The organism is Phreatobacter stygius (assembly GCF_005144885.1).
GTDB classification, from domain to species: Bacteria; Pseudomonadota; Alphaproteobacteria; order Rhizobiales; family Phreatobacteraceae; genus Phreatobacter; species Phreatobacter stygius.
Window position 1 is genome coordinate 5,445,080 of sequence record NZ_CP039690.1, and the last position, 23,964, is coordinate 5,469,043.

General features: G+C 67.1%; 25 protein-coding genes. 14 read left to right on the plus strand and 11 right to left on the minus strand.

Going from position 1 to position 23,964, the window contains the following annotated elements:
• Nucleotides 1–98 precede the first annotated feature (98 nt).
• On the minus strand, nucleotides 99–1,073 hold the full coding sequence (locus E8M01_RS25725) for a Bug family tripartite tricarboxylate transporter substrate binding protein (protein ID WP_215908802.1): 975 nt from the start codon (nucleotides 1,071–1,073) through the stop codon (nucleotides 99–101).
• Between the two features lie 259 nt (nucleotides 1,074–1,332).
• Between E8M01_RS25725 and E8M01_RS25730 the strand changes: the two genes are divergently transcribed.
• The 7 genes from E8M01_RS25730 to E8M01_RS25760 all read left to right on the plus strand — a co-directional run bounded on the left by E8M01_RS25730 (nucleotide 1,333) and on the right by E8M01_RS25760 (nucleotide 7,303).
• The gene (locus tag E8M01_RS25730) at nucleotides 1,333–2,559 is read left to right on the plus strand and encodes an ABC transporter substrate-binding protein (RefSeq protein WP_215908803.1); all 1,227 of its coding nucleotides are present in this window, start codon (nucleotides 1,333–1,335) and stop codon (nucleotides 2,557–2,559) included.
• Nucleotides 2,560–2,685: 126 nt separating this feature from the next.
• Nucleotides 2,686–3,546, plus strand: a complete 861-nt coding sequence (locus E8M01_RS25735; RefSeq protein ID WP_136962756.1) for a branched-chain amino acid ABC transporter permease — start codon at nucleotides 2,686–2,688, stop codon at nucleotides 3,544–3,546.
• Nucleotides 3,543–4,544 (plus strand): branched-chain amino acid ABC transporter permease, encoded by a 1,002-nt coding sequence (locus E8M01_RS25740; protein ID WP_136962757.1) that lies wholly within the window; start codon nucleotides 3,543–3,545, stop codon nucleotides 4,542–4,544. The genes E8M01_RS25735 and E8M01_RS25740 overlap by 4 nt, the downstream gene beginning before the upstream one ends.
• Nucleotides 4,541–5,275 (plus strand): ABC transporter ATP-binding protein, encoded by a 735-nt coding sequence (locus tag E8M01_RS25745; RefSeq protein ID WP_136962758.1) that lies wholly within the window; start codon nucleotides 4,541–4,543, stop codon nucleotides 5,273–5,275. Before E8M01_RS25740 ends, E8M01_RS25745 begins: the two co-directional genes overlap by 4 nt.
• Complete coding sequence (locus E8M01_RS25750) at nucleotides 5,272–5,991, plus strand: ABC transporter ATP-binding protein (protein ID WP_136962759.1); 720 nt, start codon at nucleotides 5,272–5,274, stop codon at nucleotides 5,989–5,991. The genes E8M01_RS25745 and E8M01_RS25750 overlap by 4 nt, the downstream gene beginning before the upstream one ends.
• 45 nt (nucleotides 5,992–6,036) lie before the next feature.
• Nucleotides 6,037–6,429, plus strand: coding sequence for a carboxymuconolactone decarboxylase family protein (locus E8M01_RS25755; RefSeq protein ID WP_136962760.1), 393 nt, complete (start codon nucleotides 6,037–6,039; stop codon nucleotides 6,427–6,429).
• Nucleotides 6,430–6,514: 85 nt separating this feature from the next.
• Nucleotides 6,515–7,303 carry an N-acyl homoserine lactonase family protein gene (locus E8M01_RS25760; RefSeq protein WP_136962761.1) on the plus strand — a complete coding sequence of 263 codons (789 nt, stop codon included), beginning with the start codon at nucleotides 6,515–6,517 and terminating at the stop codon, nucleotides 7,301–7,303.
• A gap of 82 nt (nucleotides 7,304–7,385) precedes the next feature.
• Here E8M01_RS25760 and E8M01_RS25765 read toward each other — a convergent pair whose 3' ends face one another.
• From E8M01_RS25765 to E8M01_RS25785, 5 genes are all read right to left on the minus strand, one after another.
• Nucleotides 7,386–8,609 carry an alpha/beta fold hydrolase gene (locus E8M01_RS25765; protein WP_136962762.1) on the minus strand — a complete coding sequence of 408 codons (1,224 nt, stop codon included), beginning with the start codon at nucleotides 8,607–8,609 and terminating at the stop codon, nucleotides 7,386–7,388.
• Nucleotides 8,606–9,523: an NAD(P)-dependent oxidoreductase gene (locus E8M01_RS25770; protein WP_136962763.1), complete on the minus strand. Its 918-nt coding sequence runs from the start codon at nucleotides 9,521–9,523 to the stop codon at nucleotides 8,606–8,608. Before E8M01_RS25770 ends, E8M01_RS25765 begins: the two co-directional genes overlap by 4 nt.
• Nucleotides 9,524–9,672: 149 nt before the next feature.
• Nucleotides 9,673–10,389 (minus strand): GntR family transcriptional regulator, encoded by a 717-nt coding sequence (locus tag E8M01_RS25775; protein WP_136964835.1) that lies wholly within the window; start codon nucleotides 10,387–10,389, stop codon nucleotides 9,673–9,675.
• A gap of 194 nt (nucleotides 10,390–10,583) precedes the next feature.
• Nucleotides 10,584–11,048 carry an SRPBCC domain-containing protein gene (locus E8M01_RS25780; RefSeq protein WP_136962764.1) on the minus strand — a complete coding sequence of 155 codons (465 nt, stop codon included), beginning with the start codon at nucleotides 11,046–11,048 and terminating at the stop codon, nucleotides 10,584–10,586.
• A 61-nt stretch (nucleotides 11,049–11,109) separates the two neighbouring features.
• Nucleotides 11,110–11,433: an ArsR/SmtB family transcription factor gene (locus E8M01_RS25785; protein ID WP_136962765.1), complete on the minus strand. Its 324-nt coding sequence runs from the start codon at nucleotides 11,431–11,433 to the stop codon at nucleotides 11,110–11,112.
• A 210-nt stretch (nucleotides 11,434–11,643) separates the two neighbouring features.
• Here E8M01_RS25785 and E8M01_RS25790 point away from each other — a divergent pair, with 210 nt between their 5' ends.
• The 3 genes from E8M01_RS25790 to metG all read left to right on the plus strand — a co-directional run bounded on the left by E8M01_RS25790 (nucleotide 11,644) and on the right by metG (nucleotide 15,196).
• Complete coding sequence (locus E8M01_RS25790) at nucleotides 11,644–12,459, plus strand: helix-turn-helix domain-containing protein (RefSeq protein ID WP_170182074.1); 816 nt, start codon at nucleotides 11,644–11,646, stop codon at nucleotides 12,457–12,459.
• Nucleotides 12,460–12,493: 34 nt separating this feature from the next.
• On the plus strand, nucleotides 12,494–13,255 hold the full coding sequence (locus tag E8M01_RS25795) for a sulfite exporter TauE/SafE family protein (protein ID WP_136962766.1): 762 nt from the start codon (nucleotides 12,494–12,496) through the stop codon (nucleotides 13,253–13,255).
• 249 nt (nucleotides 13,256–13,504) lie between these two features.
• The gene (gene metG / locus E8M01_RS25800) at nucleotides 13,505–15,196 is read left to right on the plus strand and encodes a methionine--tRNA ligase (RefSeq protein ID WP_136962767.1); all 1,692 of its coding nucleotides are present in this window, start codon (nucleotides 13,505–13,507) and stop codon (nucleotides 15,194–15,196) included.
• 87 nt (nucleotides 15,197–15,283) lie between these two features.
• On the opposite strand, the gene E8M01_RS25805 is transcribed toward metG, so the two are convergent.
• Entirely contained in the window at nucleotides 15,284–15,754 is a 471-nt protein-coding gene (locus tag E8M01_RS25805; protein ID WP_136962768.1) for an aminoacyl-tRNA deacylase, read from the minus strand.
• Nucleotides 15,755–16,834: 1,080 nt separating this feature from the next.
• On the opposite strand from E8M01_RS25805, the gene leuA reads away from it, so the two are divergent.
• Nucleotides 16,835–18,505 (plus strand): 2-isopropylmalate synthase, encoded by a 1,671-nt coding sequence (gene leuA, locus E8M01_RS25810; protein ID WP_136962769.1) that lies wholly within the window; start codon nucleotides 16,835–16,837, stop codon nucleotides 18,503–18,505.
• A gap of 60 nt (nucleotides 18,506–18,565) precedes the next feature.
• On the opposite strand, the gene E8M01_RS25815 is transcribed toward leuA, so the two are convergent.
• On the minus strand, nucleotides 18,566–19,741 hold the full coding sequence (locus E8M01_RS25815) for an MFS transporter (RefSeq protein ID WP_136962770.1): 1,176 nt from the start codon (nucleotides 19,739–19,741) through the stop codon (nucleotides 18,566–18,568).
• A 75-nt stretch (nucleotides 19,742–19,816) separates the two neighbouring features.
• A complete protein-coding gene (locus E8M01_RS25820) occupies nucleotides 19,817–20,539 on the minus strand; it encodes a DJ-1/PfpI family protein (protein WP_136962771.1) in 723 nt (240 codons plus the stop codon).
• A 102-nt stretch (nucleotides 20,540–20,641) separates the two neighbouring features.
• Here E8M01_RS25820 and E8M01_RS25825 point away from each other — a divergent pair, with 102 nt between their 5' ends.
• Complete coding sequence (locus E8M01_RS25825) at nucleotides 20,642–21,676, plus strand: GlxA family transcriptional regulator (protein ID WP_136962772.1); 1,035 nt, start codon at nucleotides 20,642–20,644, stop codon at nucleotides 21,674–21,676.
• Here the strand turns inward: E8M01_RS25825 and E8M01_RS25830 are convergent.
• Nucleotides 21,673–22,110, minus strand: a complete 438-nt coding sequence (locus E8M01_RS25830) for a MarR family winged helix-turn-helix transcriptional regulator (protein ID WP_136962773.1) — start codon at nucleotides 22,108–22,110, stop codon at nucleotides 21,673–21,675. The genes E8M01_RS25825 and E8M01_RS25830 overlap by 4 nt on opposite strands.
• A 181-nt stretch (nucleotides 22,111–22,291) precedes the next feature.
• Between E8M01_RS25830 and E8M01_RS25835 the strand changes: the two genes are divergently transcribed.
• Nucleotides 22,292–22,744 (plus strand): anthrone oxygenase family protein, encoded by a 453-nt coding sequence (locus E8M01_RS25835; RefSeq protein ID WP_136962774.1) that lies wholly within the window; start codon nucleotides 22,292–22,294, stop codon nucleotides 22,742–22,744.
• 28 nt (nucleotides 22,745–22,772) lie between these two features.
• On the opposite strand, the gene E8M01_RS25840 is transcribed toward E8M01_RS25835, so the two are convergent.
• Nucleotides 22,773–22,991, minus strand: a complete 219-nt coding sequence (locus E8M01_RS25840; RefSeq protein ID WP_136962775.1) for a putative antibiotic biosynthesis monooxygenase — start codon at nucleotides 22,989–22,991, stop codon at nucleotides 22,773–22,775.
• Between the two features lie 114 nt (nucleotides 22,992–23,105).
• Here E8M01_RS25840 and E8M01_RS25845 point away from each other — a divergent pair, with 114 nt between their 5' ends.
• Nucleotides 23,106–23,819, plus strand: coding sequence for a TetR/AcrR family transcriptional regulator (locus E8M01_RS25845; protein ID WP_136962776.1), 714 nt, complete (start codon nucleotides 23,106–23,108; stop codon nucleotides 23,817–23,819).
• Nucleotides 23,820–23,964: the final 145 nt, after the last annotated feature.

Genomic DNA, 23,964 nt, shown 5'->3' on the forward strand with positions numbered 1-23,964 from the left:
GGCTGACCATGGCCGGCGCGATCATCGGGGAATGGCGGGCGGCCGGCAATGTCGAAACGATCCTGTCTGGTCCGGCGCCACCGGGCCTTGCCTGCCGTTCACTCGACCCGGATGCCGGCCGAGCGGATCAGGTCGGTCAGCCGGTCGACCTCCGCCGCGATCAGCCTGCGCAGCGGCTCGGGTCCGCGATCCTCCGCGCCGGGCGCTTCGGCCGCCAGTTCCGCGAAAGTCTTCTGCACCTCGGGGCTGGCAAGTGCTGCCTCCAGCGCTTGCGCCAGCCTGGCGACCACGGCCGGCGGCGTGTCCTTCGGTGCGGCGATGGCGTTCCACACCGTCAGGTCGAAGGCCGGCAGGCCGGCTTCCGCGAAGGTCGGCACGTCCGGGATCTGCGGCAGCCGGGCCTTGCTCGACACCGCCAGCGCCCGGGCATTGCCGCCCTGATGGGCCGGGATCATGGTGACGGTCTGGTCGACGACGCCGTCGACGAAGCCGGCGATCAGGTCGGCGATGGCCGGTCCGGCGCCGCGATAGGGCACCATGGTGGCGCGCGTCTCGGTCAGTTGCAGGAGCCTTGCTGCCGCCAGATGGCCGGTCGAGCCCGGGCCGGCCTGGCCGATCGACAGCGGATTGTCCTGGTTCTTCAGCCGTTCGATGAAGCCCTTGAGGTCGCGAATGCCGCTCTTGTTGCTGGCCGACAGCACCATGGGCACCCGGGCGACCACGCCGATCGGCGCCAGGTCCTTGCGTGGATCGAAGGCGAGATTGGGATAGAGCGGCACGTTCGCCGCGAGCGAGCCCATATTGCCGAAGGACAGCACATAGCCGTCGGCGGTCGCCCGGACGACGCGCAACGTGCCCGTGGTGGCACCCGCGCCGCCGGCATTTTCCACGATGACGCTCTGGCCGAGCGTCGTGGTCATGGCTTTCGCGATGATGCGCGCCAGCACGTCGGTGGTGCCGCCGGCGGCATAAGGCACGATGAAGGTCACCGGCCGGCTGGGGAAAGTCTGCGCGGCCGCGGAGGTGGCCAGTCCCGCGACGCAAGCCGCAGCCAGAACGAGCTGTCTGATCATCATGGTTTCCCCTGGGACTTTCCCGGTGTCGCGCCGCGCCTTGCGCGGTTTTGTTGGTCGGCCGGGCCTTGATGCCGGCGATCGGCGGCCCGTTCGCGGTGGATATTTGTTCCTATCAGACAATCTGTCAATCTGCTTGACACCGTGGCGGAGGCCGCCTTACTCCTGGGCCGGCAACAGGCCCGCCGGACGAACCGGCGTGTCGCATTCGCAAAACCGCGGCGTTTCGATCGCGGGCTCATCTGAACGGGAGGATTGAATGACCGATCGCAAGACGTTCGCCGGCGCCGTCAGCCGGCGCTCCGCGCTGAAGCTTGGCCTCGCGTCCGGCCTCGCCATGCCCTTGGTGCAGCACCGCGCCGAGGCTCAAGGCCGCACCGTCAATGTCGGTGTCGTGCTGCCGCTGTCGGGTGCCAACGCCCAGTTCGGCATCAATTCGCGCAACGGCATTCAGCTGGTCGCCGATGAGATCAACGCGGCCGGCGGCATCAAGGGCCTCGGCGGCGCCAGGCTCAACCTGGTCATCGCCGATTCCACCTCGACCCCGACCACCGCCGCCAATGTCGCGCAGCGGCTGGTCACCCAGAACGACGTGGTCGCCATTCTCGGCGCCTTCGCCTCGTCGCTGACGATCGCCATTTCGGAAGTGACCGAGCGGCGCGGCGTGCCGCTGCTGACCATGTCGTTTTCCGACCAGATCACCGGCAGGGGCTTCGAGAACATCTTCCAGGTGGTCGCCAAGGCTTCCGTCATCGGCAAGGCCCAGTTCGACGGCACGCTGGCGGTCGCCCAAGCCGCCGGCCAGAAGCTCGAGCGCGTCGCCATCATGTATGAGGACACGGCCTATGGCACCTCGCAGGCGACCGGCCTGCGCGACGGCGCCAAGGCGGCCGGCGTCCAGATCGTCATGGACGATGCCTATCCGTTGGGGATCACCGACGTCACCCCGCTGATCAACAAGCTGCGGGCCTCGGGCGCCCAGGCGGTGTTCCCGGTCTCCTATCTCAATGACAGCCTGCAGATCATCCGCTCGATGCGCCAGCAGCGCATCGACATCCCCGCCATCGGCGGCGCCGCCGGCTATGTCATCCCGGATTTCGAGAAGGGCCTCGGCGAACATGCCGAAGGTGTCTTGTCGATCTCGCCGGCCAATTACGATCTCGCGCCCGACCTGACCGAGCGGTTCCGCAAGCGCTTCGGATATTTCATGGTGCACGAGGCGCTGGAACATGCGGTTTGCCTCGACGTGCTGGTCCAGGCGATCGAGCAGGCGAAATCCACCCAGGCCGATGCCCTGCGCAAGGCGCTGCACGACACCCGTTTCGAGGGCGGCTGGGCCAAGGCGATGACCGGCGGCGCGGTCAAGTTCGACAAGTCCGGCCTCAACACGCTTTCCGTGCCGGTCATGGTGCAGTGGCGCAACAAGGAGCTGGTCACCGTCTGGCCCTCCGACGTCGCCCGGACCAAGGCGGTCTGGAAGGTCTGAGCCCGATCATGCACGACTATGGACGGAGACCGGCATGGCGCTGATCCAGGCCATCCTCGACGGGCTGATGATCGCAAGCCTTAAGACGCCGCCGATACTTATGCACGACTATGGACGGAGACCGGCATGGCGCTGATCCAGGCCATCCTCGACGGGCTGATGATCGGCGGTGTTTATGCCGTCATCTCCATTGGCCTCACCCTGGTGTTCGGCGTCATGGGCATCGTCAACTTCGCCCAGGCCGAATTCCTCATGCTCGGCATGTTCGTGGCCTATTACGCCTGGGCGTGGCTGGGGCTCGATCCGCTGCTGGCCGCGCCGCTCGCCTTCGTGGTGGTGTTCATTCTTGGCGCCGCCATGCAGCGCCTGTTGATCCGGCGGGTGCTGAAGGCGCCCGACGTGGCGCAGATCTTCCTGACCGTCGGCCTGTTGATCGTGCTGGAAAACGCCGCGCTTTTGATGTTCGGCTCGGGCTTCCGCTCGGTCTCGACGCCTTACCAGACCGCGTCGCTCAAGATCGGCCAGCTGTTCATCAGCGTGCCCTATCTCCTGGCCTTCGTGATGTCGGTCGCCTCGGGCCTCGCGCTCTGGCTGTTCATGCGGGCGAGCTGGTTCGGCAAGGCCATGCGCGCCACCGCCCAGGATCCGATGGCCGCGCGCCTCATGGGCATCGATGCCGACCGCATGCATATGCTCGCCTTCGGCCTCGGTGTCGGGCTCACCGCCTTCGGTGGCGCCGTGATCCTGCCTTATCTGACCGCTTCGCCGACGGTTGGCGGCCAGTTCGTCGTGCTGATGTTCACCGTGGTGGTGCTGGGCGGCCTCGGCTCGGTCGCCGGTGCCGTCGCCGGTGGCCTCGCGGTCGGCATCATCCAGTCGGTCTCGGCGCTCGCCTTCCCGATCCAGCTGCAGAACCTCGTGCTCTTCGTGGTGTTCATCGGCGTGTTGGCGTTCCGGCCCGAAGGCCTGCTCGGAGGCTCCAAATGATCCGGAGCGTCTCTTCGAGCGTCTCCTGGCCGCGGCTGGCGCTGATCGCCGCCGTGCTGGCCTTCGCCATCGTCCTGCCGCTGGGGCTCGACCCGCGCGGTTATGCCATCCGCATTCTTTGCCTGGCGCTCTTGTTCGGCGCCATGGCCCAGGCCTGGAACATTGTCGGCGGCCTCGCCAACCAGATGTCGCTCGGCCACGCCGCCTTTTTCGGTATCGGCGCCTATACCTCGACGCTCCTGCTGGTCCATGTCGGCCTGTCGCCCTGGCTCGGCCTGATCGCCGGCAGCTTGCTCGGCGGCGTCGCGGCTTTCGCCATCAGCCTGCCGACCATGCGCCTGAAGGGCCATTATTTCGCGCTGGCGACGCTCGCCTTCGGCGAGGTCATGCGGGTCATCGGCAATAGCTGGGGCGGGCTGACCGGCGGTCCCGTGGGCATTTCCGTGCCGTTCTCCCAGCCGAGCCTCGCCATGTTCCAGTTCAAGGAAACGCGGCCCTATTACTGGATCATGCTGGCGGCGCTGGTGCTGGTGACGCTGGTCTTCGTCGCCATCCAGCGGAGCCGGCTCGGCTACCGGCTGCGCGCCATCAAGGAAAATGTCGACGCGGCCGAGGTCATCGGCGTCGACACGACACGCACCAAGATCATCGCCGCGGTCATCTCGGGCGCGCTGACGGCCGCGCTCGGCACCTTCTATGCCCAGTTCCAGTATTTCTTCGACCCGGACACGGTGTTCGGCGTCGCCTCGGTCTCGGTGCGCATCGCCATGATCGCCATTGTCGGCGGCATCGGCACCTGGATCGGGCCGATCCTCGGCGCGCTCTTCATCATCCCGATGGAAGAACTGGCCAACCAGGTGTTCTCAGCCGAAGCCGCCGGCCTGTCGCAACTGGTCTTCGGCGCATTGCTGGTGGTGGTCATTCTGGTCGAGCCGCGCGGCTTCGTTGCCATGGGCAGCCGTCTCAAGCGCCGCTTCGCGGGGAGGGCGTCGTCATGACCGCACCGCTCCTCGAAATCTCCGGCGTCACCAAGCGCTTCGGTGGGCTCACCGCGCTGTCCGACGTGTCCTTCTCCATCCGCCAGGGCGAGATCGTCGGGCTGATCGGTCCGAACGGCGCCGGCAAGACCACGCTGTTCTCCAACCTGGTCGGTCTGCATCGCCCGACCGCCGGTTCGATCCGGCTCGACGGCACGGAAATGGTCGGCCTGAAGCCGCACCGGATCGCTGCCGCCGGCATGGTCAAGACCTTCCAGAACATTGCGCTGTTCCTGGATTCCTCCGTGCTCGACAATGTGCTGACCGGCGGCCTGATGCGTCATTCGGTCGAGGAGGCCCGGGCGCTCGCCCGCCGCTGCCTCGACCAGGTCGGCATTGGCGCCATCGCGGCCAAGCTCGCCCGCGACCTGTCCTTTCCGGAACGCGCCCGCGTCGAGGTTGCCCGCGCGCTCTGCACCGAGCCGCGCATCCTGCTGCTCGACGAGGCCATGGCGGCGTTGAACCATGTCGAGATGGACGAGTTCCTGGCGCTGTTGCGCCGGCTCAGCGCCGACGGCCTGACGCTGGTTGTCGTCGAGCATCACATGCGGGCGATCATGTCGCTGTGCCAGCGCATCGTGGTGCTGAATTTTGGCCAGTTGATCGCCACCGGCACGCCGGCCGAGGTCTCGCGCGACCCCGAGGTGGTCAAGGCCTATCTCGGCCGCTCCGCCGGCGAGGAGGTGAAATGACCAGCGCCGATCCGCTTCTCGCCATCGAGGGCCTGAGCGCCGGCTACGATGCCGGCGACGTGCTGCACGATATCTCGCTCTCCGTCGCCCCAGGCGAATTCGTCTGTGTCATCGGCGCCAATACCGCGGGCAAGAGCACCTTGCTGCGCACGGTCTCCGGCCTGGTGGCGGCGTGCGGCAGCCTGCGCTTCGACGGCACCGAGCTTGTCGGCCTCGCCGCCCATCGCATTCCCGGCCTCGGCATCGCCCATGTGCCGGAGGGCCGCCACGTCTTCCCCGACATGACGGTCGACGAGAATGTCATGCTCGGCGCCTATGCGGTGCGCAAGTCGGCCAGGCTCGCCGAGCGCCGCGACTATGTGCTCGACATGTTTCCGAGGCTGCGCGAGCGCCTGACCCAGCGCGCCGGCACGCTGTCGGGCGGCGAACAGCAGATGGTGGTGATCGGCCGGGCGCTGATGCTCGAGCCGCGGCTGCTCCTGCTGGACGAGCCGAGCCATGGGCTGGCGCCCAAGGTGGTCGACGATCTGCACGACACGTTTCTCGCGGTCAGCCGCACCGGCACGGCAATCCTGCTGGTCGAACAGAACACCGCTTTGGCGCTGTCGGTCGCCAGCCGCGGTTATGTCCTCGAATCCGGCCGCATCGTGCTGTCCGGCTCGGCCGAGGCGCTGGCCGGCGACGATGCGGTCAGGACCGCTTATCTCGGCCTCTAGGGTCCGGATCATTCTTCTTCTTCAGCACCAGAGCGGAGCAAAGTGATGGCTGAGAGCGAACAGTTCGAAAAGGGTCTTCAGGTCCGGCGCAAGGTGCTGGGCACCGACTATGTCGACGGCAGCATCGCCAAGGCCGACGATTTCATGATGGCCTTCCAGCGCATCACCACCGAGTGGTGCTGGGGTTACGCCTGGACCCGCGAGGGCCTGGAGCACAAGACCCGCAGCATGCTGAATCTTGCCATGTTGACGGCGTTGAACCGCCCCGCCGAGATCAAGCTGCATGTGAAGGGCGCGCTCGCCAATGGCGTGACGGTTGAGGAGATCAAGGAAATCCTGCTCCATGCCACGGTCTATTGCGGCATTCCGGCCGGCCTCGACGCCTTCAAGGCGGCGCACGAGGTGCTGAAGGCCGAAGGCGCGCTGCCGGCGAAGTGAGCTTTGCGCCAGGGCGGTCAGATCGACGAGCGGGGCATATGAAGCGCCTCGCTCGTTTCCAATGAACAAGGAAGGACAGATCGCCATGCGGCCTTGGGACGTCTTCGCGCTGCGTTACGCCTTTCACGACCGGCCGGCCCGGCTGAACTTCATCCAGGCGCCCGACCCGCATGACGCCGCCATGCCGATGGATTATTTCGTCTGGGTCCTGCGCGCGGGCGGGCAGAGCATCGTGGTCGATACCGGCTTTGGCGAAGCCGCGGCCAAGGCGCGCGGCCGCACCATCCTGCGCCCGGTCGGCACGGCGCTCGCCGAACTCGGCGTCGATCCCGGAGCGGTCGAGGATGTGGTGGTCACCCATTTGCACTACGACCATGCCGGCAATCTCGACCTTTTCCCCAAGGCCAGGTTCCACCTGCAGGACCGCGAAATGGCCTTCGCCACCGGCCGGCACATGTGCCAGGCCTGCATTCGCCATCCCTTCGAGGTCGAGGACGTCGTGGCCATGGTGCGCGCCGTCTATGCCGAGCGCGTCACGTTCCATTCCGGCGATGCCGAAATCGCCGAGGGCGTCAGCCTGCACCATGTCGGCGGCCACTCGGACGGCCTGCAGATGGTGCGGGTGGAAACCCGCCGCGGGCCGGTGGTGCTGGCGAGCGACGCCAGCCACTATTACGCCAATATGGCCACCGGCAATCCGTTTCCGATCGTCTACGACCTCGGCGCCATGACGCTCGGCTGGGCGCGGGCGAAACGGCTCGCCGGCGGCGATGCCAGGGTCATTCCCGGCCACGACCCCAAGGTGCGCACGCGCTATCCGGCGCTGCCGGGCTCGAACGGCGAGACGGTGTGCCTGCATCTCGATCCGGTGTGAGGGGGATGACGTTAGGAGCCCGGGAGACCCAATAGCTTAGGCGATATTTTCGCATCCGGACCAGGCCGCCCCGAGACCCGCCTCAACCGCCCCGCACATGCGCCAGCGCCGCGGCGAAATGCGGCTGGAACAGATCCGGATGCTCACACATCGGGAAATGGCCGAGTCCGCCCATGATGGTGAGTTTCGCGCCTGGTATTAGCAGCGCGAGCTTGGCGCCGTCTTCCGGGGTCGCCGAATAGTCATAGGTGCCGCAGAGCAGCGCGACCGGGGTGCGGGCGGCGCAGATCATTGGCGCTGTGACCGAACCGTCGAACTCTTCGCTGTAAAAGGCGAGGTCACCGGCATAGATGCCGGGCGCACCCTGCGAATAGATCCAGGCAGCGCGCCGGCGGTCGGCGAGCGGGCTCGTCGGGCTCATCAGGCCGCGCACGAAGCTCGCATTGTGCAGGCCGCCGTGGACGGCGACATGGTGCTGATAGGGATTGAGCCGGCCCTTGGAGCGGAACGGCGGCTCGATTGCCACGATGCCTCGAACGAGGTCAGGCCGTTCGGCGGCCAGCACCAGAGCCATCGCCGCGCCCATCGAGCCGCCGGCGATGATGGCAGGTTCACCGATCGCCTGTTCGATGAAGGCCGCGCAGAAGCCGAGATAGGCCTTCTTGGTCAGCCGATAGGGGCCGCCGGACCAGTCGCGCGGCGGCATGGAGCGGCCGTGAAACGGCAGGTCCGGCGCGATGAAGTGATGGCTGCCGGCAAGATCGACATCGGCGAGCTGGCCCTGGAACTGGCGCGCATCGGCGCCGGCCGTGTGCAGGCAGAGAACCGGAGCGCCTGACCCGGCGCTCTCCACGAAGACCTGGTAGCGTTTGCCATTGGCGCGGATCTCGCGATAGACGCCGGTGATCTGGCCGAGGTCCCGTGCCACCGGCTCGGCGGCGGCGGGCGGGCTCGCGACGAGGCATTCGATCAACCGCTCCAGCACCGGCCGTCCTTGAGCGACCACCAGAGGGTCGCCCGTGATGGTGAAGGCCGGATTGGCGAGCGCCAAGGCAGTGAAGGCGTGGAAGGTCGGCTCGGGCGGAACGGCAAGCACCTTGGCCCAGGCGGCCGGCGGGGCGGCGATCTCGATCGCAGCCTCCAAGTGGGCCGGCGCGAACCGCGCCATTCCGTTGGTGATCGTTATCGTGACGGCGGCGTCACCGACGCGAAACCTGACGACGGTGTCGAGGCCCTTGCCGAGCCGCGGCAATTCGCCGTCGGCGAACGTTGCGGCCAGCCTCGCCGTGAGCGCCGCGATGGTCATCCGGCGCCGCCTGCGTCCTTTGCCAGGAAGCGATAGATCGCGGTGTGGTCGGCGCCGCCTTCGAGCGCCGCCTTGGCCTCGTCCCAGATGTCGGCGACCGCGCCGATCTGCGGGATGTCGAGCTTCAGGTGGCCGGCGAGATCGGCGGCGATGCGCAGGTCCTTGGCCATCAGGGCGAGCGAGAAGCCCGAGGCATAACTCTCCGAGATGACGAACTGCTTCATCTTCACCTCGGTCGAATTGTTGCGGCCGGTCGAGGCATTCAACACGTCGATGATGGTGTCGGGTTCGAGACCGAAGGTGCGGCCGACCAGCAGCGCCTCCGAGGCCGCGATCAGGCCGGCGGCGGAGACGTAATTGTTCAGCGCCTTCATGGCATGGCCGGAGCCGAGCGGGCCGGTCGGGAACACCGACTTGCCCATGGCCTCGAGGATGGCGCGCCCGCGCTCGACTTGGCGCCCCGGGCCGCCGGCCATGATGGCGAGCGAGCCGTCGATGGCGCGCTTGACGCCGCCCGACACCGGCGCGTCGATCAGCGGCAGACCGAGCGGCTCCAGTTCGGCGCCGAGGCTGATCGTCTCGGTCGGCGCCGACGAGCTCATGTCGATGATCAGCGTGCCGCGTGGCAGCCGGCGGGCAAAGCCCGCCGCGCCGAGCAGGGCGTCGCGCACGATCTTGCCGTTCGGCAGCATGGTGATGATGGCTGCGGCGCCGTCGACCGCGGCGGCGGGATCGGCGAAGGCCTTGCCGCCTTTCGCCTCCAAGGCCGCACATGCGGCCGGCGTCGGGTCCAGGCCGTGAACGGTGAAACCGGCGCCGATCAGCCGGTTCGCCATGGGCAGGCCCATCTGGCCGAGGCCGACGACCACGACGATGGCCGGCGGTTCAATGACCGCAGTGCTCGCTTCCGACATGACGCTTCTCCCGCTGCGCCGTGCGACGGCCCGCGACGGCCTTCAGGGCCCGCGGCGCGACGGCATCTCGTCGATGTCAGTCTGTCGCAGACAAGCAGACAATCTGTCAATCGCCCATGCGCAGGGCAGGGGCCCAGCCCGAACCGCCTCTACCGCGCGGCGGCTGGCTCCGTCGGGCGCTTGTCGCCGCCCTCCGGGCCCTTGGCCAGCACGGCGAGCGCGATCTTGGCGGCCCGCTCGATATGGATCTGGCAGGCTTCGGCGGCGGCCGGCCCGTTGCGGGTGCGAATGGCCTCGTAGATGTCGCGGATCTCGGCGACGCTGTCGGCGAGCCGGCCGGCCTGGGTCATCGAGGTCACCCGCAACACGGTGATCCGGTTGTGCAGCAAGGTCAGCATCTGTTTGATGAACATGTTGCCGGCGCCGTCCATCAGCACCGCGTAGAAATGGGTCTTGGCGGCGATCAGTTCGCCCCGTTCCGTGCCGGCGGCGGCCGCCGCGAAACGCTCGACCGCCGCGCCGAGCGCCGCGATCTCGGCCTCGCTGCCCTGTTCGGCGAAATTGCGCCCGGCAAAACCCTCCAGCAGCCCGCGCACCTGGTAGAGCTGGCGCGCCTCGTCATAGGTGATCGAGCTGACCTCCGGCCCGCGATGCGGCACGGTATTGACCAGGCCCTCGGCCTCCAGCTGGCGCAGCGCTTCGCGGATCGAGGTCCGGCCGACGCCGATCTGCTCGCACAATTCGCGCTCGATCAGCCTTTGGCCCGGCTTGAAATGGCCGGAGGCAATGGCCGAACGGATGCGTTCCTCGACGAGCAGGCGGAGCGTCGCGGCATGGCGCGGAATCTGAAGGTTCATGTTTTCCATGGCGGAATTGTCGGTCCGAGCTGACAATCAGTCAATCGCCGGCGAGCCGCCGGAGGACGCTGCCATAGCGCCTCCCGATGAAGGCGTCATGTCCAGACTGGTGCGGCAACCATCACGTCCGGACTGGCGACGAAGTCGCCAGTCCGGGCCGAGGCGAGGCCTCGTGTCTGGATCGAGGCCCGGTGGCTCCGGCCTCAGGCCATGGCCTCGAGCCGGACATAGCTTGCCTCCATGCCGTGCTCCATGCCGGTCGCCAGCATGGCCGTGCGCGTCTCGGCATCCGGCAAGGTCATGCGCATGGTCATCAGGGTGCCTGACCCGTCCTTGTCGAAACGGGTTTCGACATGGTTGTCCGGGGTGGTGTCGGGCAGGTGCATGCGCTCGACATGGACGATCCGGCTGAACGGGGTGAGCGCGACATATTCGCCGGTCAGGCTGAAGCCGGCGCCTTTGCCGTCGCTCCATTCGTAGCGGATCTTGCCGCCCGGCTGCGGCTCGTTGATGCAGACCGGCATGGTCCAGCCGTCGGGGCCGAGAAGCCATTTCTGGATCAGTTTCGGCTCGGTATGGGCGCGATAGACCGCCTCGGGCGAGGCCGCGAAACGCCTGGTGACGACAACGTGCCGGTCGCCTTCGGTCTTGAGCACCAGCTTGGTCATAAGCCTTCCTTTCAAGGAGTTGGATTGCCCAGGTTTCGGGATGGTTCAGGTTTCGGGATGGTCAGTCTTGGGGATCCATGGCGGCGAGCACCTGGTCCAGCCGGTCGTAATTGGTGGCGAGCGCCTGCCGGAGCATCGCAAGCCATTGGTCGATTTCGGTGATGCCGGCCGCTGCCAACCGGCAGGGGCGCTTCGTACCGTCGATCCGCCGCTCGATCAGCCCCGCGCCTTCCAGCACTTTCAGGTGCCGGGAGATCGCCGGCTGCGTCATGTCGAAAGGCTGCGCCAGCTCCATGACGGTCGCCTCGCCCAAGGCCAGCCGGGCGAGGAGGGCCCGTCTGGTCGGGTCGGCAAGGGCGGAGAAGGTTGCATCCAGGCGGGTCATTTGCGTCTCTCATTATATAATTAGTACGTTATATAACGAGACGATTATCGTCAAGCCAGCGCCGTCGTTTTTCGTGGGGCGGATCACGACAAGGCGGCCATGCGCCTCGCGCTGCCATCCAGCGATCGTGGCCAAGCCCTTGCCTGGACATGAAAAAATGACGTCGCCACCCGCCGGTTCCAGGACTGCCGTACCAGGGCCGGACATGTCATGCTGGCGCCGATGACGTCGGGAGCCCCTGCCATTCACCGCCTGGACAACCGCCCGGAAACTCACCGCCTGGGGATCTGGAGCTATTGGCGCGACGGCGGCCCGGCCGCGATCGAGCTGGCGTGCTGGGCTGGCGATCGCGCGCCGGACCTGAAGCCCCATTTCCACGACGTGACGCAGCTCACTCTGGTGTTGTCGGGCGCCCGGGCCTTCGAGGCCGGCGGCGTCAGGCTCGATGTCACGGCCGGGCAATGCGCCGTCATTCCCGCCGGCCTGCCGCATCGCGGCCTGCCGCTGGTTCATGCCGGCACACGCTGCCTCAATCTCTATGCGCCGATCCCGGGCATCGGCCCGGCGGCTGGCGTGCTCGACCTGCCTGACCTGCCGGACCTGCCTGACCTAGCGGAACTCGCGGAGAGGTTTGCCCCGGCGGAATTGATCGCATGCGTTCGGGAGCGGATCGGCGCGGCCGGAACCACGGCCGGTCCGGCGGCCGGCCGCGACACGTTTGCCGTCGGACGCGCCAGCATCGGCCGGATCGCCGCGCGGGCCGGCACGACCCGCGAAACCTTCAGCCGGCGCTTCGTCCGCGCCGTTGGCCTGCCGCCGCATGCCTGGCGCATCATTGCCAGGTTGAACGAGGCGCGCACCCGGCTGCGGGCAGGTGCCGCGGTCGCCGCGACGGCAGCCGAACTCGGCTTCGCCGACCAGAGCCATTTCGGCCGGCAGTTCCGGCGGGTCTTCGGCGTGACCCCGGCGGCCTACCGGGCGGGGATCGCGCCGTCACAAATGTTCCAGACGCCGCCGCCGCCGTGATCTAGCCCTTGCCCGATCCGAAAAAGGGCCTGGCATGGACATCACGATCGCAATTCTCTTGGTTCTGGCGGGCTTTGCCGGCGGCATTATCAATGCGGTCGCCGGTGGCGCGACGCTCGTCACCTTTCCGGTGATGCTGGCGGCGGGCCTGCCGCCGGTCATCGCCAATGCCTCCAACGCGGTGGCGATCTCGCCCGGCCACCTGATCGCCGCCTTCGCCGACCGGGCCAAGCTGCCGCCCCTGGATCGGCGGCTTGCCGCCGCGCTCGGCGTCGCGTTGGCCGGCGGGGTCATGGGCGCCTTGCTGCTGAAGGTGCTGCCGGACCGGCTCTTCGTCCTGCCGGTGCCGGCGCTGATCGGCTTCGCCACGCTGCTCTTTGCCTTCGCGCCGACGATCCAGGCCTGGACCGAAAGGCGGCGCGGCGGGGCTGCGCCATCGCAGCCGGCCGGCCTCGCCGTGCTCGGCGGCGCTTCGGTTTATGGCGGCTTCTTTGGCGCCGGCCTTGGCGTCATCCTGACCGCGGTGCTGTCGATCGCCGAGCCGAACGACATCCGCAAGGTCAAGGTTGTGAAGAACCTGCTGGCCACCGCCGTCAGCCTCGCGGCCATCGGGATCTTTATCGCCCAGGGCATGGTGCGCTGGCCGGAAACCCTGGTCATGCTGTCGGGTGCGCTTGGCGGCGGTTATGCCGGCGGCGCGCTGGTGCGCGTCCTGCCGGGGCGGCTCGTCCAGGGCTTGGTCATCGTGGCAGGCGCCGTGATGACGATCGTCTATGCCTGGCGCTACTGGTTCTGAGCTTGCCTTTGGCACGCCCGTCGGGCATTTTCGCTTGGCCTTTTGCCCGGACTTTCACCATGTTCACCCGCCGCCTCACCGCACGAATGCGCAGGCCCTGCCAGCAGGAGATTGGCCGGAGGGGTTGAGCGCGTGCTTTTGCCCGCGCGTGTGAGCGTCGGACCCAAGCCCTCCCGGTTCTGCGGAGGGCTTTTTTGTGTCGACCAGGTACCGGCGCCTCACCCGTGACATGGCCCCGAGGAGGGCATCATGGCAAAGGCTCTTATCACCAGCGCACTTCCCTATATCAACGGCGTCAAGCACCTCGGCAATCTCGCGGGCTCGCTGTTGCCGGCCGACATTCAGGCGCGCCACCGCCGTCAGATCGGCGATCGGACGCTGTTCATCTGCGCGACCGACGAACATGGTACGCCGGCTGAACTGGCGGCCGCCGAGGCCGGCGTCGCGGTCGCCGACTATTGCCGGCGACAGCATGCCGCTCAGGCCGACATCTATCGCCGGCTGAACCTTTCCTTCGATCATTTCGGCCGGTCGTCGTCGCCGCGCAACCACGCGCTCACCCAGCATTTCTTCCATTGCCTGGACGCGCAGGGTTTCATCGAGGAGCGCGTGCTGCAGCAGGTCTACTCGCCGGCCGATGGTCGCTTCCTGCCCGATCGCTACATCATCGGCACCTGTCCACATTGCGGCTTCAGCCAGGCCCGGGGCGATCAATGCGAAAGCTGTACCCGGCCGCTCGATCCGGTCGACCTGCTCGCGCCGCGTTCGGCCCTGTCCGGCAGCACGGCGCTGGAAGTGCGCCCGACCCGTCACCTGTTCCTGCGCCAGTCGGCCTTGGTGGATGAGCTGGAAAGCTGGATCGGGAGCCGCGACGGCTGGCCGCCGCTGGTCACCTCGATCGCCCGGAAATGGCTGGACGAGGGGATCCAGGACCGCTGCATCACCCGCGACCTCGGCTGGGGCGTGCCTGTGCCGAAGCCTGGTTTCGAGGGCAAGGTCTTCTATGTCTGGTTCGACGCGCCGATCGCCTATATCGCCGCGACCCAGGACTGGTCGGACGCCGATCCCGACCATCGTGATTGGCGCGCCTGGTGGTGGCAGGCGGACGATGTCGAATATGCCCAGTTCCTGGGCAAGGACAACGTGCCGTTCCACGCGGTCAGTTTTCCCTGCACCCTGATCGGTTCGGGCGAGCCGTGGAAGACCGTCGACGTCATCAAAGGCGTGAACTGGCTGACCTATGAGGGCGGCAAATTCTCGACCAGCCAGCGCCGCGGGTTGTTCCTGGATCAGGCGCTCGACCTGCTGCCGGCCGATTACTGGCGCTGGTGGCTGGCGGCCAATGCGCCCGAGAGCCGGGACACCGATTTCAGCTTCGAGCGCTTCGCGACCGATGTGAACAACGATCTCGCCGACACTTTCGGCAATCTGGTCAACCGCGTCCTGACGTTCACCGTCAACCGTCACGGCGGGATCGTGCCCGGCGGCGGGGTTTCCGCTGAACCCGAGGCGCGTCTTGCCGCCGCACTTCAGCGGCAGCTGGATGACCTGCGCGGCCATCACAAGGGCTGCGCACTCCGCAAGGCCGCCGGAACGGTTCGGGCGATCTGGCGCCTTGCCAACGGCTATCTCGCCGATGAAGCACCCTGGAGGAGTTTTGCCAATGCCCCCGAGCGGGCGGCCGTGGTGGTCAGAACCGGGGTCAACCTGGTGGCCGCCGCGGCGACGGTGGCCTGGCCCTTCATTCCCGAGGCCGCGGACAAGGTCCTGAGGGCCTTGGGGCGTTCTGCCGGCGTGCCGCCCTTGCCGCAATCCGCCGCCAGCGCCTTGCGCGAGGTCCCTTCCGGCCAGGAGGTGAGCCTGCCACCGGTGCTGTTCGCCAAGCTGACGCCGGAATGGGTGGCGGCAAGCCGGGCGCGGTTTGCTGGCGGCGGCAGCTGACCGGGACAGTCAGCCCGGCACCGGAACGGGCCGAGGCCGCCTCTCCCGGCGGGAGAGGCGTGCCTCATCAGCCATGGCCTTCGCTGGTCACGCCGGGTGGCTGAAGCGTGCCCGTTGCGCGTCCCGGGTGAGGATCCGGAAATCGTCGCCGCTGACATGTATCAGCGACTTGTGATCGCCGCCCTCGAAATAGAGATCGGTCGCGCCGCCAAGGCTGTCGTCGAGGATGACCGGCACGCCATAGGCCGCCCCGACAGCCGGCACGGCCCCGACGTCACAGTCGTCGAAAAGCCGGCTGATTTCGCCTTCCGAGGCCAGTCCGAGACGTTTGTCCAGGACGGCCTGCAAGGTCGAAAGCTCGACCCGATGGGTGCTCGGCACGACGGCCAGCACATAGCCGAGTTCATGGTGGATCACCACGGACTTGGCGACGCGGCCGCCGGGAACATGGGCTGCCTCGGCGGTGCGGCTGCTCGACGCGGTGCGTGGATGCGCGACGATCTCGTAGCGGACGCCTTCGCTGTCCAGATAGGTTTGGAGTCGGTTTGCCATCGTCATCGTCGCCGTCCTTTTCTGGTCGACGCATCAAGTAAACGATCGCGGTATTCTGGTCCGGTGGGCGCCATTGTCAATCGAGCCCCGGCATCCGGGCCGCGCTGGCGCCAGCGCGGCGCGTGGCCTTTGGCTCTGGTCGTGAACAAGAGTAAGATGGCTCGAGGCTAGTGAGAGGTGGCCAGCGAATGGCCAAACCGCCCAGGGCCCGGCGTGCCGAAGCAATGGCCGCCGATCCTGTCACGCGGAGCGAGAGGCTGTCGACAACTAGCCCCCTTGGATCGCGCATGCCACCGCATCTTGATCGGCCTCCTGAGCCCTGCTGAACCGCAGGGTTCGAGGTGGCGGAGGTCGGCGAAATGAGACGGACCACGATCAGAGCCCCGGAGGACAGAATGTCGCCAAAAAAACGCGGCCGGACGCAGCCTTACCCGTCGCCCGAGGAAATACCCCAAGCCGACCCCTGGCTGAGGGAAGGCCCAATATCGCCTTGGCTCGCATGGCCGATCATGGCGGTCCTGCTGACGCTTCTGCTGATGGCGGTCTGGCGGGGTTGATGCCGCGCACCGGTTCGGCATCAGGTCGCAAAAGCCGCCTTCAGGCGCCGAACGCTGCGATCCCCGGACTGGTTCTCGGGGCACGCGTGTCCGTCGGCGACCTGGCGCGGCGGCCCCTGAAGGCCGCCCATCCGGCCAAGGCTGGCAGCGTGCGAAAGCAGGCTGCCCGAGCGGCCGCGTCGGACGCGTCGATGCCCATCCTCGCGGTTGACTTGGCAGCCAGCCTCGTGAGATGAAGCGGCCATCATGACCCTGTGCCTTGGCGCCAACCTTCGACTTGTCTGCCCGACCTCCTGAGGGAGGCGGGGGAACGTCGTTTGGGGTTGTCGTCCGCACGGGTGCCGTCATGCCGATGGAAATACCATCGAAATCTGTCCTGATCGATCATGTTGTTTCGCACCGCGCCGGTCTCGCCCGCGCGGCCTCGCGACTTATCGGCAGCCGTCGGGACTGACGGCCGCCCGACGGCTGGAGCTCGGCCGTATTCGCATCATCCCCGAATACCAAAAAGCTCAAGCGAGACAACACCATGTTGATCAATCCGGAATCCAAATATCGACCGTTCATGGCGCCCGTAGCGCTGGCCGACCGGCGATGGCCGTCACGCCATATCGAGGCCGCGCCGCGCTGGGTCTCGACCGACCTGCGCGACGGCAACCAGTCGCTGGCCGATCCGATGGGTGTCGAAAAGAAGCTGCGCTTCTACGACATGCTCCTGAAGATCGGCTTCAAGGAAATCGAGATCGGCTTTCCCTCGGCGTCGGAAACCGAGTTCGATTTCGTCCGCAGCCTGATCGACGGCGGCAAGATCCCCGACGACGTCACCGTGCAGGTGCTGACCCAGGCGCGCGAGGATCTGATCGCCCGCACCTTCGAATCCCTGAAGGGCGTGCGCCAGGCCATTGTCCACATGTATGTCGCGACCGCCCCGCTGTTCCGCCGCGTGGTGTTCGGCATGGACAAGGCCGAGATCATCGCGCTGTCGGTCGCCGGCGCCCGCACAATGCTGGCCGAGAGCCGCAAGCAGCCGGAGACGCGCTGGACCTTCGAATATTCGCCGGAGACGTTTTCGTTCACCGAAGCGGAATTTGCCCTCGAGGTCTGCGAGCGGGTGCTCGACGTGTTCCAGCCGACACCCGACAACCCGGTCATCCTCAACCTGCCGGCCACCGTCGAGGTGGCCATGCCCAATGTCTATGCCGACCAGATCGAGTGGTTCTGCCGCAATATCTCCAGGCGGGACTCGGTCGTCATCAGCCTGCATCCGCATAATGATCGCGGCACCGGCGTCGCCGCCACCGAGCTGGGGCTGCTGGCGGGTGCCGACCGGGTCGAGGGCTGCCTGTTCGGTAATGGCGAGCGCACCGGCAATGTCGACCTGGTGACGCTGGCCTTGAACCTCTACACCCAAGGCATCGACCCCAAGCTCGACTTCTCCGGCATGCGCGAGGTGGTCGGCACGGTGGAACATTGCAACGGATTGCCGGTGCATCCGCGCCACCCCTATGCCGGCGAACTGGTGTTCACCGCCTTTTCCGGTTCCCACCAGGATGCCATCAAGAAAGGGTTCGCTGCCCACGAAACCCGCAATGACGGCATCTGGGAGATGCCCTACCTGCCGATCGACCCGGCCGATCTCGGCGAGACCTACGAGGCGGTGATCCGGGTCAACAGCCAATCCGGCAAGGGCGGCATCGCTTGGGTGCTGGAACAGGACCGGGGGCTGAAACTGCCGCGCCGTTTCCAGGTCGATTTCAGCCGCACCGTGCAGGAGATCGCCGACCGGACGGGCAAGGAAATGACCTCCGAGAGCATCTGGCAGGCCTTCGAGGCGGCCTATCATCTCGACGGGAACAAACGTTTCGCGCTGGTCGATTACGAAGCGGCGGGCCTGCGCCGTCCCGGCGACAAGCGTCGTTTCGCCGGCCATATCCGCATCGACGGCGAAGTGCGGGCGATCGCAGGCATCGGCAATGGCCTGATCTCCGGGGTGGTGGCGGCGCTGAACGACGGCTGCGGCATCGACATGGAGGTGGTCGACTATCACGAGCACGCGCTGCGCCGCGGTTCGGATGCCCAGGCCGCGGCCTATGTCGAAGCGCGCCTGGCCGACGGCCGCACGGTGTTCGGCGTCGGCATCGACGGCGATGTCGCGACCGCCTCGGTGAAGGCCGTGCTCGGCGCCGCCAACGCCGCGTGATGCCAAGGAATGGCGGCGGGCACCAAGGCCCGCCGCCTCTCGCGCATGGCCGGAGAAGGTTCAGACCGAGGCCGGTTCGGGCCGTCGCCGCGTCATCAGCCAGAGGATCAGGCCGAGCACCAGGATGACCGGCGGTACCCCGAGCAGGGCAACGGCGGTCCAGCCATAGAGGTTGTAGAAGGCGCCGGCGATGAAGGTCGACAGCGACACGCAGGTGAACATGATGAACTCGTTGGCTGCCTGGACCTTGGCCCGCTCTTCCGGCGCGTGGTTCTCGGTCAGGAGAATGGTCGCGCCGACATACATGAAGTTCCAGCCGATGCCGCTCATGAGAAGCCCGACCCAGAAATGGCCGAGCGTCGTTCCGGAGACGCCGATCGCCGCGCTTGCCAGCAGCAGCACGGCGCCGGTCAGGATCACCGTCGAGGTGCCGATCCGGGCGGTCAGCTTGCCGGTCAGGAACGACGGCGCGAACATGCCGAGCAGATGCCATTGGATGACGGTGGCGGCTTCGCCGATGCTGTAGCCGCAGCCGATCACCGCCAGCGGCGTGGCGGTCATGACGAAGCCCATGACGCTGTAGCCGACCGAGCCGGCGGCGACCGCCACGATGAACGGCGGGGTCTTCATGATGTCCGCCAGTGGCCGGCCGCCTTCCGACCTGACGGCCTTGGCGACCGGCGGGACCTTCAGAAAGGCGGTCAGCACGAAGGTCAGCAAGGCCAGCACGGTGATGGCGGCGAACGACCCGGCAAAGGCCACCGGCGCCAGCAGGTCGCGGCTGAACGCGGCGAGCTGCGGTCCGCCGACGGCGGCCAGCACGCCGCCGGCAAGCACGAGCGAGATCGCCGAGGCACGGTTGTCGGGCTCGGTGACCTCGCCCGCGGCGAAACGGTAATATTGGGCGAAGGCCTTGAACATCCCCATCAGGAAATTGCCGGCGCAGAACAGCCAGAAGCTGCCGCCAATGATGGCGAAGGTGGCCAGCGCGCCGCCGGCGACGCCGATCATCGCGCCGACCATGAAGCCCGGACGCCGCCCGATGCGTGCCATCAGCATGGAGGCGCCGATGGTGGTGACGGCGGAGGCCACGATGGTCAGCGAGAAGGGCAGGGTGGCGAGGTTCTTGTCGATCGCCAGGCTCTGGCCGACCAGGCTGATCAGCGTGAAGCCGATCGACAGGTAGCAAACGTAGAGCGCTTCCGCGAGGCAGAGCAGAATGACATTGCGATTCATGTGGGTCCCCTCTGGTGGGGCCGCCCATGCCTTGTTGTTCATGGCTTTGGGATCGGCGCCGGGTTGGTCTGGACGTCAGGCAATGGCCTTTTCCGTTCGAGGCCGCTCGGACGCCCTGAGCTTGGCGAGCGCCCGCTGGCCCGCGGCCGCGCGCTCGCGGACCATCGGCACGGCCGCGGCGCGGATCTCGGCCAGCAGTTCCGGCGGGGCATTCTGGACGGTGATGTCGAAGGGCGGCTCGGGTTGGTATTCGAGGAAGAGCTGCAGCCGCCTGGCGACATCCTCGCCGCACAGCAGGGCCGCCACCTTGAAACCGAAATCGATGCCGGCGGTGACGCCGCCGCCGGAAATGCGGTTGCGGTCGACCACCACGCGCTGATCGACCGGGATAGCCCCGAAGGCCTTGAGCTGGTCGATCAGTAGCCAATGGCAGGCCGATCTGTAGCCGTCGAGCAGGCCGGCGCCACCGAGCATCAGACAGCCCGCGCAGACCGAGGTGAGGTAGCGGGCGGAACCGCCCTTGTCGCGCAGGAAGGCCTGCAGGTCGTCATCGTCCATGACGGTGACCTGGCCCGGGCCGCCGCCGACGCAGAGCACGTCGAGATCCGGGCAGTCGGCGAAAGTGGTGGTCGGCATCAGCGGCAGGCCGACATCGCTGACCACCGGTTCGATCCGCTTCCAGAGGAGGTGGATGCGCGCATTCGGCAGGCGGGCGAAGACTTCGAACGGCCCGGTGACATCGAGCTGGGTCATTCCGGGAAAGAACAGCAGTCCGATCTGGATCGGCTTGTCCGACATGGGGCGTACCTCGCGGTTGGAATGACGCCACGTTGACGGAGAGCCGGATTTACCGAAATGTCATAGTGGACGCATTTCCTGCCAGTCCTTGCCAGGACCGCCATGGCTTCAGATCCCCGCCGCCTCGTCTTCGTGCTGTTCGAGGGTTGCCTGCTGCTCGATTTCGCCGGCCCGCTGCAGGTGTTCGAGCTGGCCTGCGAAACCGCACCGGCGCATCAGCCGCCCTATCGTTGGCAGATCGCGTCGCTCGCCGGCGGACTGGTGCGGACATCGTCCGGCCTTGAGGTCATGACGACGGCGCTTGGCGATTGCGACCTGGTGGGGGTCGATACATTGGTTGTCGGCGGCGGGCCGGGAGTGCATCAGGCGGCGGCCGATGCCGAACTGGTCGACTGGTTCCGCCGTAACGCGCCGGCGGTCGGGCGCGTCTGCTCGGTCTGCACCGGCGCCTTTGTGCTGGCCGCGGCCGGCCTGCTGCAAGGCCGCCGGGCCGTGACCCATTGGGGCTCCTGCGGGCTGTTGAGCGAGCGTTATCCCGACATCGCCGTGTCGACCGACCCGGTGTTCATTCGCGACGGCGGCATCTGGACCTCGGCGGGGGTCACCGCCGGCATCGATCTGGCGCTCGCCTTGCTGGAAAACGATCTCGGCCATCGCGAGGCCATGCGGGTGGCACGCCGGCTGGTGGTCTTCCTGAAACGTCCCGGCGGCCAGGCCCAGTTCAGCGTGCCGCTGACCCTGCAATCCGAGGCGGAGCAGGGTTTCGAAAACCTGTCGGCCTGGATCCAGGACAACCTCCAGCGGGATCTGCGGGTGGAAGTGCTTGCCGACAAGGCCGGCATGAGCCCACGCACCTTCGCCCGCCTGTTCCGGCAGAAGACCGGCCGGACCCCCGGCAAGGTGGTCGAGGAGTTCCGCGTCGAGGCGGCACGGCGGGCGCTCGAGGAAAGCGCGCTCAGCATGAAGGAGATCGCGGCGCGCGCCGGCTTCCAGGACGAGGAGCATATGCGCCGCGCCTTCCGTCGACGATTGAACGTGCTGCCGCAGGATTATCGGATCCGGTTTCGCCGGGGCGAGGCCGGCACGGGCTCTGGAACCAAGCCTCTCCCTCCGGTGCGCCTTGGCTCGGCCCCTTAGGCCCCCGCCTTCTCGAGGTTCGCCACCACCGTCGCCAGCGCCTTCAGGAAAGCCGTGCGCTCCGCCTCGTCCAATCCCGTCAGGGCGGCGCCGTTCACCGCCACGATCGCTTCGCGCACCGCCCGCATCTTCTCGATGGCATCCGGCGTCAGCGAGATCAGCGTGCTGCGCCCGTCCTGCGGGTCGGGCCTGCGCAGGATCAGCCCGTCGCGCTCCATCCGGGTGAGCGTCGCCGCCATGGTCGGTTGCTCGATGGCGGCTGCCTCGGTCAGTGCCTTCTGGGACAGCGCGGCGCCGTCGCCGAGGGCGAAGAACACCGGCAGATGACCGGAGGAGACGCCGATCTCCTTCAATCGGCGATCAATGGCGCGGGCGAACAGGCGCGCCGCCCAATTGGTCATGTAGCCGGCGGACCGGGTGCGTCGGAAGGTCATTTGTATAGCTTGCTATTGAAATATATTGCATGCTATATAACCGCTTGATTGGAGCCACCGCAAGCAGGTCCCGCCAAGCCGCCAGCGGAGGGCAGGCGGGTCCCGGCGACCATCTCTTCGGGGCAGCGGCATCGATCGCTTCAGGCATGACCTCCACCCCTCGAAACGGGAGCAATCCGTCATGACCATACGCCTGGTCTTCCACATCCTCGCCATTTGCGGCGCCGCGACCTTCGCCGGCGCCATGCTCAATATTGGCCTCTCCTTCGGCGCCTATTGGAAGAGGCTGCCACCGGCCGAGTTCCTCGACTGGTTCGGCGCCAATGGCTGGCTCATCGGGCGGACCATCCCGCTCTTTGTCGTCCCGACCTTCATCGGGCTTGCCGGCGCGCTCTGGCTCGACTGGAACGCGCCGGTCGCAAGGGGGCTCTGGCTCGCATCCCTGGCCGCGATGATCGGCATCGGGGTCATCACCTTCGCCTGGCACATCCCGACCAACAACGCCTTCGCGGCCAAGTCCATCGCGCTGGCCGACATCAGGGCGACACTGGATCTCTGGCTCCAGCTGCATGCCGTCCGCATCCTGCTGGGCCTGGCCTCAGCCGTTCTCGGGGTGGTGGCGATCAGCCGGTGAGATCGATGATCGCCTATGGCCGTCCGCGTCAGCGGCCGCTTCGCCGCGCCAGCGGAATGACCAGGTGAACCATGCCGAGCACCATGGGCGGGACAGCCAGCGCGGTGACCGCCCAGGTCGGCCAGCCGGTGGTGAGCGGGGCGAGTGCGAACAGCAACGCATTGATCAGGGCATAGGCGCCGAACATCAAAATGGCCAGGAAACGGCAGTGGGCAAGCGTTGCGGTGGCGGCGCGAACACGGGGCATGGCAAGCTTTCGAATGTCGAAACGAAACGGGTCGTTCTTATGTGGGTCTTGATATAAACGGACCGTTCCGTTATGGCAAGGTCGCGCATCACGAAAATCGTCTGGGAGTTCCCGATGGCGGCCGCCCGCAAACCCAAGCCCAAATCCAAACCCCTTGCCCGCCGCGCCTCGGTCGGCGCCAGGCGCAATCCCGACAGCGAGGCTGCCGTGCTGGCCGCCGCGCGCGGCTTGCTGGCGGAAAAGGGTTATGCCGGTTTCTCGATCGACGAGGTGGCGCGCCGCGCCGGAGCGGGCAAGCCGACGATCTATCGCTGGTGGCCAACCAAGGCGGATCTGTTCATCGCCGTCTATGCCGAGGACAAGGCGGCGTCGATCGCCGCGCCGGATACCGGTTCATTGGCCCGCGATCTCGCCGAGTTCACACGCGCGCTCTGGGGCTTCTGGCGCGAGACGCCTTCGGGGCGGGCGTTTCGGGCGCTGGTGGCCGAGGCGCAGGCGAGCCAAGCCGCGCTTGATGCGTTGCGCGTCAAGTTCCTGCCCGAACGGATCGATCTGCTCAGGCATATCTTTGCCCGCGCCGCGGCGCGGGGCGAGATCGATGCCGCTGATATCGAGACGCTGCTGGCGCTCTATATCGGCTTCAACTGGTTTCACCTGCTCACCGGTCGCGTCGAGGACGAGGTTGAGGCCATCGAGCGGATGGCGCGCATCATCGTGCGCGGTGGCGGCGCGGGTCCAACGCGCGCGCCGGAGGCCGCTCCGCAGGCAAAGCCGCGAGCGCGCACCCGGCAACTAGCGCTACAGCTGACGCTGCTGCCCGAGGAGTGATCGCTTCGCGGTGCCCGCCGCGGATCACTGCCTCGCGCGCGACGCACGATCCGACGGCCTACCTTGGAATTCATTTAAACTGTTGAGATTGCAGCTTTTTCTCGGAGCCTATAGAGATCGGGCCTCGTGTGAGGATCATGGCCGG